At 63.3% G+C, this 8,900-nt stretch carries 9 protein-coding genes; 5 read left to right on the top strand and 4 right to left on the bottom strand.

The features are described from left to right. The 3 genes from VA602_RS06225 to mqo form a co-directional block, all read right to left on the bottom strand. On the bottom strand, nucleotides 1–321 hold a 321-nt coding region (locus tag VA602_RS06225), incomplete at its 3' end, for a transposase (RefSeq protein ID WP_323452786.1). Nucleotides 322–422: 101 nt separating this feature from the next. After that, nucleotides 423–821 (bottom strand): RidA family protein, encoded by a 399-nt coding sequence (locus VA602_RS06220; protein ID WP_063545039.1) that lies wholly within the window; start codon nucleotides 819–821, stop codon nucleotides 423–425. 134 nt (nucleotides 822–955) lie between these two features. Continuing rightward, the gene (gene mqo, locus VA602_RS06215; protein ID WP_054890750.1) at nucleotides 956–2,530 is read right to left on the bottom strand and encodes a malate dehydrogenase (quinone); all 1,575 of its coding nucleotides are present in this window, start codon (nucleotides 2,528–2,530) and stop codon (nucleotides 956–958) included. A 255-nt stretch (nucleotides 2,531–2,785) separates the two neighbouring features. On the opposite strand from mqo, the gene VA602_RS06210 reads away from it, so the two are divergent. Genes VA602_RS06210 through VA602_RS06200 form a run of 3 tightly spaced genes read left to right on the top strand, consistent with a single transcriptional unit; the run spans nucleotide 2,786 to nucleotide 5,102 of the window. Further along, nucleotides 2,786–4,006 (top strand): putative DNA modification/repair radical SAM protein, encoded by a 1,221-nt coding sequence (locus VA602_RS06210; protein ID WP_323452785.1) that lies wholly within the window; start codon nucleotides 2,786–2,788, stop codon nucleotides 4,004–4,006. Beyond that, nucleotides 3,997–4,830, top strand: a complete 834-nt coding sequence (locus tag VA602_RS06205) for a TIGR03915 family putative DNA repair protein (protein ID WP_153773758.1) — start codon at nucleotides 3,997–3,999, stop codon at nucleotides 4,828–4,830. The genes VA602_RS06210 and VA602_RS06205 overlap by 10 nt, the downstream gene beginning before the upstream one ends. Before the next feature lie 53 nt (nucleotides 4,831–4,883). Next, complete coding sequence (locus VA602_RS06200; protein ID WP_054890753.1) at nucleotides 4,884–5,102, top strand: DUF2970 domain-containing protein; 219 nt, start codon at nucleotides 4,884–4,886, stop codon at nucleotides 5,100–5,102. Between the two features lie 293 nt (nucleotides 5,103–5,395). On the opposite strand, the gene VA602_RS06195 is transcribed toward VA602_RS06200, so the two are convergent. Further along, nucleotides 5,396–6,475 (bottom strand): ABC transporter substrate-binding protein, encoded by a 1,080-nt coding sequence (locus VA602_RS06195; protein WP_323452784.1) that lies wholly within the window; start codon nucleotides 6,473–6,475, stop codon nucleotides 5,396–5,398. A gap of 214 nt (nucleotides 6,476–6,689) precedes the next feature. On the opposite strand from VA602_RS06195, the gene VA602_RS06190 reads away from it, so the two are divergent. Next, nucleotides 6,690–8,342: a nitrite/sulfite reductase gene (locus tag VA602_RS06190; RefSeq protein WP_054890755.1), complete on the top strand. Its 1,653-nt coding sequence runs from the start codon at nucleotides 6,690–6,692 to the stop codon at nucleotides 8,340–8,342. Next, entirely contained in the window at nucleotides 8,326–8,820 is a 495-nt protein-coding gene (locus VA602_RS06185; RefSeq protein WP_054890756.1) for a DUF934 domain-containing protein, read from the top strand. Before VA602_RS06190 ends, VA602_RS06185 begins: the two co-directional genes overlap by 17 nt. The last annotated feature ends 80 nt before the right edge of the window (nucleotides 8,821–8,900 follow it).

Genomic DNA, 8,900 nt, shown 5'->3' with positions numbered 1-8,900 from the left:
GGCGATGGTTTTGAAGTCGGGTTTGAGCCGGTTGATCAGCCACATCACTTCGATGTTGCGCTGGCATTCGGCTTCCAGGCGCCGGGACGAGCGAATGCGCTGGAAATAACCATAAAGGTAGAGCTTTAGCTGATCGGCGGGGTCGTACGCGGGGCGCCCGGTGGCCTTGGGCTGAGTTTTCTCAAAGCCGAGCTGACCCAGATCAAGCTTGGCGACATACAGGTCGATGACCCGTACGAGGTGATCTTCCGGGATCAATTCCTCCAGCGAGACCGGGAACAAGCTGGTCTGGCTGCGGGACTCTCCTTGTATGTAGGCCATAACGAAGAATGCTCCGTATCTTTCGATACGGAGCATTCTCTTAAAGGGCGGGGCAGATTGCTAGGTTTTCACACAGTCTGCGTTGGCGCCCCTTCTGCATTTCACCCCTGGCGCCCAACCGCCACGCACTTGATCTCCACCAGCAGCCCGTCATGGGCCAGTTCGCTGACACCAATACAGGTCCAGGGGCAGGTACCCCGCGGGAACAGCGCGTCCTTGACCTCACGAAACACCGCCATGTGCTCGCGCAAGCCGACATGATAAGTGGTCAGTTCCACCACATCCGCGAAATCACAACCGGCAGCCGCCAGCACGTCCCTCAGGTTTTCCCACGCCGCGTGAAACTGCTGCCGCGGGTCGGCAATGACCTGCAGATCCGCCGTACGCCCCACCTGACCTGCCAGATACAACGTATTACCGACCTTCAAGGCCGGCAGATAACCGGCACGTTCGGCAAGTTTCTGCTGGGAAGCGGGAATGATCGGAGTGCGGTCGCTCATTGAGGATGTCCAGTGCTTGAGAGTGGACGCATCTTAGCAAGCGAACACGAAAGCGAGCTGCGGCATGGCGGCACGCTTTCGAGACGGTAGCTCCGCATCTGGCGGCCCCGCACCCGGGCCGCCAACCGCCGGGCTCAGCCCGCTGGCGAAGTCAGAGGCTGCAGTTGCAACACTTCATTGGTGTAGTCCCACTCCTCCTGCACCTTGTCAGGATGCTCGTTCAACTTGAGCCCGTAGCTTGGGATGATCTGGTGCAGCTTCTCCTGCCAGGGTGGTGAAGCGACCTTGTCCTTGAACACCTTGCGCAGCAGGTCGAGCATGATCGGTGGCGCGGTCGAGGCGCCCGGCGAGGCACCCAGCAGGCCGGCAATGGTGCCGTCGGCAGAGGTCACGACCTCGGTGCCAAGCTTGAGCACCCCGCCCTGCTCAGGGTCGTTCTTGATGATCTGTACGCGCTGCCCAGCCTGCCACAGGCGCCAGTCTTCTTTCTTGGCATGGGGGAAGTAGGTCTGCAGCGCAGCGAAGCGGTCGTCGTCCGACTGCATGACCTGGCCGATCAGGTACTGCACCAGGTCGAACTCGCGGACCCCGACACGTACCATCGGCCAACTGTTGTGTAGCGTCATGCTGCCGAACAGGTCGAGCAGCGAGCCTTCCTTGAGAAACTTGGTCGAGAAGGTTGCAAAGGGCCCGAACAGAATCACCCGCTTGCCATCGAGCACTCGCGTATCCAGATGCGGCACCGACATCGGCGGCGCCCCCGTCGAGGCGATGCCATAGGCCTTGGCCATGTGGCGCTCGGCAATGGCAGCGTTCTCGGTCACCAGGAACGATCCCCCCACCGGGAAACCTGCGTACTCCTTCGCCTCGGGGATGCCTGACTTCTGCAACAGAGGCAGCGCCGCGCCACCGGCGCCGATGAACAGGAACTTCGCATCGGTGGCCGACGTGCTGCCATCCTTGAGGTTCTTGTACTCCACATGCCACGAGCCGTCGTCGTTGCGGGTGATGTCCTGCACTTCGCTGGAGAGCTTGAGGTCGAAGTTGGGGCGGGTCTGCAGGTACGTCACGTACTGACGGGTGATCTCGCCGAAATTGACGTCTGTGCCGATCGGCGTCCAGGTCACCGCAAGCTTCTGGTTCGGGTCGCGCCCTTCCATCATCAACGGCACCCACTTGGCGATCTGTGCGTTGTCTTCCGAATACTGCATGGGCTTGAACAGCGGGCTGGCCTGCAGCGCCTCGTAGCGCTTGCGCAGGAAACGGATATTGTCATCGCCCCAGACAAAGCTCATGTGCGGTGTGGCGTTGATGAACGAACGTGGGTTCTTCAGTACCCCCTGCTTGACCTGCCAGGCGAGAAACTGCCGGGTGACCTGAAACGACTCGTTGATCTCCACCGCCTTGCTGATGTCGATCTTGCCGTCCTTTTCAGGGGTGTAGTTCAGCTCGGCCAGCGCCGAATGCCCGGTACCGGCGTTGTTCCAACCGTTTGAGCTTTCCTCGGCGACCTTGTCCAGCCGCTCGATCATCTCCATCGACCAACCGGGCTCGAGCTCGTTGAGCCACACGGCCAGCGTGGAGCTCATGATCCCGCCGCCCACCAGCAGCACATCGACCCGCTTGCTCTCGGCAGCCTGGACGGCCGTGAGGCCAAAGGCCAAGGCCAGGCCCGCAAGGGCCGGTTTGAATGCGATTCCTCTGTTCATGTGCTCCCTCCGTCGAGGCACCGCTGGCCCCGATCCTGTCCGTGAATGTGCCTTGCCCCTGGTCCGAGTGTTCGTGCCTGTGGCGTACGAAATCCCAGGCAAGCTTAGCTGAGTGATTCACTCAGGTTAGCCGCTCGCGCATTCAGGCTGTGGTGGTGGAACCGAGGTCAAGCCGTCAGGCAACTTCAAGAAGCCTCTTGCAACTCGACCGCTCTGCAAATACTGTATGAAAAACCAGTATCTCGAGACATCCCCATGCAACTCATCGCCAAGCTCGGCATTCTCGCCGACGCAGCCAAATACGATGCATCCTGCGCCAGCAGCGGCGCGCCCACGCGCAGCTCGCGGGGGCGTGACGGGCTTGGCGCCACCGATGGCATGGGCATCTGCCACAGCTATACCCCTGACGGGCGCTGCGTGTCGCTGCTCAAGGTGCTGCTCACCAACTTTTGCCTGTACGACTGCCAGTACTGCGTCAATCGCCGCTCCAGCAACGTGCCTCGCGCACGCTTCAGCCCCGAGGAAGTGGTGCGCCTGACCCTCGACTTCTACCGGCGCAACTGCATCAGCGGGCTGTTCCTGAGCTCGGGCATCATCCGCTCGGCCGACTACACTATGGAGCAGTTGAACCGCGTTGCCAGGCTGCTGCGCGAAGAGCATGGTTTCCGCGGCTACATCCACCTCAAGACCATCCCCGACGCCGACCCGCTGCTGATCGAAGAAGCCGGGCGCCTGGCCGACCGGCTGAGCGTCAACGTCGAGCTACCCACCGAGGCCAGCCTCAAGCGCCTGGCGCCGGAAAAACAGGCACACACCATCCGTCAGGCCATGGGCGTGATTCACCAGGGCCAGCAGGCCGTGGCCGGCGAACCGCGGGCGCCGCGTTTCACACCGGCCGGGCAGAGTACCCAGGTAATCGTCGGTGCCGATACCACCGACGACCGCACCCTGCTGCGCAACGCCGAATCGCTGTACCAGGGCTATGGCCTCAAGCGCGTGTACTACTCCGCCTTCAGCCCGATCCCGGACAGCCCGAACAGTGTGCCGCTCGCCGCACCGCCGCTGCTGCGCGAGCACCGCCTGTACCAGGCCGACTTCCTGATGCGCGGCTACGGCTACAAGGCCGGCGAGCTGCTCGGCCAGGCCGGTAACCTGGCGCTGGACATCGACCCCAAGCTGGCCTGGGCCCTGGCCAACCGCGAGGTCTTTCCGCTGGACCTGAACCGCGCCGAGCCCGCCCTGCTCGCCCGTATTCCCGGTATCGGCCTGCGCAGCGTACAGCGGCTGGTGGCGCTGCGACGCGAGCGGCGGATCCGCTACGACGATCTGATCCAACTGCGCTGCGTGCTGGAAAAGGCCCGGCCGTTCATCGTCACCAGCGATTATCGCCCGGCCCAGGCCGAACTGCGCAGCGGCTTGCTGCGCCAACGCCTGCGCGAACCGCAGGCACCGGTGCAGATGGGGCTATGGGCATGATCGCGCTGGATTGCGACGACCTGTTCGGCACCTGGCGCGACCAGGCGCGGGTGCTGCTCGGCCATGGCATCGACCCGGCCGAGGTGACCTGGGGCCAGGGGCCGATGGACGACCTGCTGGCCATCCCCACGCCTTTGCCACAAGGACCCGGCCCCTTCCGTGCGCGGGTGCCCGCGGCCTTGCTGGCACAGCTTGAGCAGGCCGCTCGCTATCGCGGCGAACAACGCTGGAACCTGCTGTACGAAGTCCTCTGGCGTGTCGCCCATGGAGATCGCACGGCAATGCTCGCCGGCGACCGCCTGGGCAGCGAGTTGCAGCGGCGTATCAAGCAGGTCTCCCGCGAGGCGCATCACCTGCACGCCTTCGTGCGCTTCGTGCCGTTGCCGGAAGCGGTCGCCGAGCGCCTGCAACTGGACCTGGTGGCCTACCACGAACCTGCCCATGACATCCTTGAAAGCGCCAGTGGCCATTTTGCCGACCGCCTCGGGCGCCAGCGCTGGCTGATCGCAACGCCCACCGATGGCATACGCTTCGACGGCAGCAAGCTCGACTACCGTCGGCAGTGTCCGCGTGAATGGGTGGACTGGGCGCGCCATGCCGAAGATCCCGGCGCCGAGCTATGGCGTACCTACTACCGCTCCACCTTCAACCCGGCGCGGCTGAACCCCGACGCCCTGCGCCTGCACATGCCGGGGCGTTTCTGGCGCCACCTGCCCGAGGGCATGCTCATTCCCCAGCTCGAAGGTTTGGCACGCCAGGGCAAGCAACGCGACGGGCAGGCACTGGAGGTTGGCTTGCAACGTGGCAAGCGGGTCGGGCGCTGAGCGCCGTTGTTGCCTACACTTTCGCTGATTGCCTCTGATTTCCGGGAGCCACCATGGACGATTCCAGCCAAGGCAAGCCACCCACCTTCTGGCAGATGCTGCACAGCATCCTGGCTGCCGCCTTCGGCGTGCAGAGCGGCAAGAACCGCGCGCGCGACTTCACCCACGGCAAGGCCAGCCATTTCATCGTGATGGGGGTGATGTTCACCCTGGTGTTCATCCTGGTGCTGGTGGGGCTGGTGCAGTTGGCGATGCATCTGACGGGGCGGTGAAACACTCATTTTGCGTGCGCAAACCAGAACGCACCCGCCCGCGGAATTCTCTCCCGCGGGCGGCTCAGGTTGCAGTTCACGGTCTGAAGTGTGCGTTACTGATGGCTGACCCAGTACACAGCGGTCACGACAACCAGCACGATCAGGCACAGGATCGCCCAGGCGTCGACACTGCTGTCAGGCTTGCGGAGCTTGGTCGGGTTTCCCATTGCATTGCCTCTTGTAGTGGTTATGGGAATGCACGTCACACCAGCAGTTAAGTCCAGCAATGCCCTTTGCTCAAGCAGGGTCTTTCAATAATCGACGGGTGACGTCAGGAACGGGTAGCGATAGTCGGTGCCCCGCCCCTCTGCGCTGTAGCGGCGAAAGTCGACGTCATAGCCTTTGCGGGCGCTCAGTTCCAGCCAGCGCTGCGCCTTCGCCGCATCGATGGCCTGCAGCACCGGCAGGCGGTACAGGTGTTGCCCGTCACGGTCCATCGCCAGGCCCCGGGCGTCGTCATGCAGCATCACCATGGCCCAACCACCCAGGCTGAAATGCCCGCCCATGAGCACGCTCAGCCGCCCATCCACGCGAGCCTGCAAGGCCTCCGGCGAACTGTTGACCGCGCTGAACAACACATCGCGCCCCGGCACCAGGCCAACCGACTCGAACGCCTGCATTGCACCGAACGCCATCTGGTCGTTCGCCGACCACACCAGGCGCACCCGCGGATAACGCTGCAGCAGCAACTTGGCCTGCTCGAAGGCCCGTTGGCGGCTCCAGCCGCCATACACCAGCTGGCGCAAGCGTACGTGCGGAAACTCGGCCAACGCCCGCCGCATGCCTTGCTCGCGCAGTTGCGAAGCAGGCGTGGTGCTGATGCCGGAAAACGCCAGCAGCTCGATCGGTTCGCCTGTTCGGGGCAGGCTGGCGACCAGGTCGTGCAGCATCTGGTAACCCGCCTGTTCGTCATTGCCGACCAATGAGCCGAGCAGCGGCGCGTACTTGCCCGGCTGTGCCTGAATCTCTTCGGCCTGTCCCTCGGTCAGGCCGTTGTTGACCAACAACAGCTTGACCCCGCTGCCCTGCGACAGGCGCATGATCTCTGGCGCCACATACTGCTCGTTGACCAGCACCAGGTAGTCGGGCTTGTGCTCGCCCTGCAGGACCGCCCGCGCCTGCTCCAGTTGCCGCTCGGCCTGGCGCTCGCCGTACACCACGCGCAGATCCATGCCCAGGTCGTCGGCCGCCGCTTGCATGAACCGCGAATAGCCAACCCAGAACGTCTCATCGGACAACCCGGGATTGAGAAAAACCACCGAAGCGGCTTGGGCGCTTGCCGCCAGCGGCAGACCCAGGCACAGGCTGCGGCACAGCGTCCTGATGACCATGCGAGACATCCCTGCAAAAGCAAAGGATACAGTATAACGGCGCATGGCCATCGCGGATAAATAGCAGCCAGTCTCACTTAGTCCAAATGGTTCTTTTCATATGCAAAAACATCACTTTAGCGCATAAATACAACCTGTTATCGTTCCCCCGCTCCGACCCGGAGTGCGCGGCCGTGCGCGCGATTAGCTGCATGCAGCCTGAGACAGGACTTTTATGTACGTATACGACGAGTACGATCAGCGGATCATCGAGGACCGCGTCAAGCAGTTCCGTGATCAGACCCGCCGCTACCTGGCCGGTGAGCTGAGCGAAGAAGAATTCCGCCCTCTGCGCCTGCAGAACGGCCTCTACATCCAACGTTTCGCCCCGATGCTGCGCGTCGCCGTGCCCTACGGCCAGTTGAACGCGCGCCAGGTCCGCATGCTGGCCAAGATCGCCCGCGACTACGACAAGGGCTACGCGCACATCTCCACCCGCCAGAACGTGCAGTTCAACTGGCCTGCGCTGGAAGACATCCCGGACATCCTGGCTGAACTGGCCACCGTGCAGATGCACGCGATCCAGACCAGCGGCAACTGCCTGCGCAACACCACCACCGACCAGTTTGCCGGCGTTGCCGCAGACGAGCTGATCGATCCACGCCCCTGGTGTGAGATCGTCCGCCAGTGGACCACCTTCCACCCGGAATTCGCCTACCTGCCGCGCAAGTTCAAGATTGCGATCAACGGTTCGAAGGAAGACCGCGCGGCCATCGAAGTGCACGACATCGGCCTTGAGCCTGTGCGCAACGAAGCCGGCGAGCTGGGCTTCCGCGTGCTGGTCGGTGGCGGCCTGGGCCGCACGCCGGTGGTCGGCTCGTTCATCAATGAGTTCCTGCCCTGGCAGGACCTGATCAGCTACCTCGACGCCATCCTGCGCGTGTACAACCGTTACGGCCGTCGTGACAACAAGTACAAGGCGCGGATCAAGATCCTGGTCAAGGCCCTGACGCCAGAAGTGTTCGCCGAGAAAGTCGAGGCCGAAATGGCCCACCTGCGTGGCGGCAACAGCACCCTGACCGAAGCAGAAGTCCAGCGCGTCTCGCGTCACTTCATCGACCCCGAGTACCAGGCCCTCGACAATGTCGACTACAGCGCCCTGGACCAGGAGCACCCAGGGTTCGCCCGCTGGCGTTCGCGCAACACCCGTGCGCACAAAAAGCCTGGCTATGTGGCCGTGACCCTCTCGCTCAAACCTACCGGCGTCGCTCCAGGCGACCTGACCGACAAGCAGCTCGATGCCGTGGCCGACCTCGCCGAGCGCTACAGTTTCGGCTTCCTGCGCACCTCGCACGAGCAGAACATCATCCTCGCCGACGTCGAGCAGCGCCAGCTGCACGCGCTGTGGCTGGAACTGCGTGAAGGCGGTTTCGCCACGCCCAACATCGGCCTGCTGACCGACATCATCTGCTGCCCAGGCGGCGACTTCTGCTCGCTGGCCAATGCCAAGTCGATCCCGATCGCCGAATCCATCCAGCGCCGCTTCGACGACCTGGACTATCTGTTCGACATCGGCGAGCTCGACCTCAACATCTCCGGCTGCATGAACGCCTGCGGCCACCACCACGTGGGCCACATCGGCATCCTCGGCGTGGACAAGAAAGGCGAGGAGTTCTACCAGGTGTCGCTGGGCGGCAACGCCGCGCGCGATGCGAGCCTGGGCAAGATTCTCGGCCCCTCCTTCGCTCAGGACGACATGGCTGACGTGATCGAGAAGCTGATCAACGTGTACGTCGAGCAGCGCAACGAAGACGAGCGCTTCATCGACACCTACCAGCGTATCGGCATCGACCCATTCAAGGAACGCGTCTATGCAGCGAATCATTAAGAACAACCAGCTCATCGACGAAACCTGGCACCTGCTGCCCAAGGAAACCTCGTTCGACGAGCTGACCAACTGCGACGACTACATCGTTCCACTGCAGCTGTGGCGCGACCATGCCCATGCCCTCAAGGCCCGCGACGGCGGCCTGGGCGTGTGGCTGGACAGTGACGAAGAAGCCGAGGAAATTGGCGAGGACGTCCAGCACTTCCAGGTCATCGCCCTGAACTTCCCGGCCTTCACCGACGGGCGCAACTACTCCAATGCGCGCCTGCTGCGTGATCGCTACCAGTACAAGGGCGAGCTGCGCGCCATTGGCGATGTACTGCGCGACCAACTGTTCTACATGGCCCGCTGCGGCTTCGATGCCTTCGCCATCCGTGCCGACAAGGACCCGGAAGACGCGTTGCAGAGCCTGAAGGACTTCTCGGTCACCTACCAGGGTGCCACCGACGAGCCGCTGCCGCTGTTCCGCCGCCGCTGATCGCCGCCTGCTGTAACGAACGGCCCGCCTTCTGGCGGGCCGTTTCGTTTGCGCGTTTTTTCTAATGTTGAGTGCTGGCC

The sequence above is a fragment of the Pseudomonas machongensis genome, from assembly GCF_034961125.1.
Classification (GTDB): Bacteria; Pseudomonadota; Gammaproteobacteria; order Pseudomonadales; family Pseudomonadaceae; genus Aquipseudomonas; species Aquipseudomonas machongensis.
Note: the sequence above shows the minus strand (reverse complement) of the source record. Positions and strands in the feature narration are given on the sequence as shown.